The 837-nt window shown below is 61.6% G+C and carries 1 protein-coding gene and 1 pseudogene; both read right to left on the bottom strand.

The window, feature by feature from the left end:
- Window positions 1-35 precede the first annotated feature (35 nt).
- A complete protein-coding gene (pcaC, locus tag ASU03_RS19055; RefSeq protein ID WP_057833288.1) occupies window positions 36-428 on the bottom strand; it encodes a 4-carboxymuconolactone decarboxylase in 393 nt (130 codons plus the stop codon).
- Window positions 429-438: 10 nt separating this feature from the next.
- Window positions 439-837 (bottom strand): annotated as a pseudogene (locus ASU03_RS19050) (hypothetical protein); the annotation flags it as partial.

Genomic DNA, 837 nt, shown 5'->3' with positions numbered 1-837 from the left:
TGACGCTCACCCATGGCCTGCTTTAGAACAGAAGATTAGCTGCGGGACTCGACACCCAGTTCATCCCACACCGACTCCGCCAGGTGAAACGTCGCGTTAGCCGCCGGGATCCCACAGTAGATCGCGCTCTGCATCAGCACTTCCTTGATCTCGGCGCGGCTCACGCCATTACTGGCGGCGGCGCGCAGGTGCAACTTGAGCTCTTCATTGCGGTTCATGCCGAACAGCATGGCGATGGTGACCAGGCTGCGGGTGTGCCGTGGCAAGCCCGGCCGAGTCCAGATATCCCCCCAGGCGTGGCGGGTGATCATTTCCTGGAACTCGCTGTTGAACTCGGTCAAGGCATTGAGGCTGCGGTCGACATGCGCATCGCCCAGCACTTCACGACGCACCTTGAGGCCATCGGCGTAACGTTGTTTTTCGTCCACAAGAGCGTCCTCAGCGAGCCAGCAGGAAAGTCAGTACCCGATCGCTGAACGCAGCACCGGCCTGTACGTTGGACAGGTTCGCTGCGTGGCACTCGGCGTATTCGGCGCCGCCCACCTGTTCCTGGATAAAACGGCTGCCAGACGGCGGCGTTACCGCGTGTTGGGTTCCGGCAATCACCAGGGTCGGCACGGTGAACGACGATACTTGCTCACGCAAATCAGCATCGCGCGCCGCGCCACAGTGGGCGGCATAACCTGCCGGATCTGTCGCGGCGAGCATGTCGGTAATCCGCTTGGCCTGTTCGGGATGAGCCTGGGCAAAATCAGCTGTGAACCAGCGCGCAATCGACGCATCACGCAATGCCACCATGGCCGCAGGGCCATCGCGCAAGACCATTTCGATGCGAGG

This window comes from Colwellia sp. TT2012, assembly GCF_001440345.1.
Taxonomy (GTDB): domain Bacteria; phylum Pseudomonadota; class Gammaproteobacteria; order Enterobacterales; family Alteromonadaceae; genus Colwellia.
The sequence above is the reverse complement of the archived record's forward strand: the minus strand, read 5'-3'. Positions and strand labels throughout refer to the sequence as shown.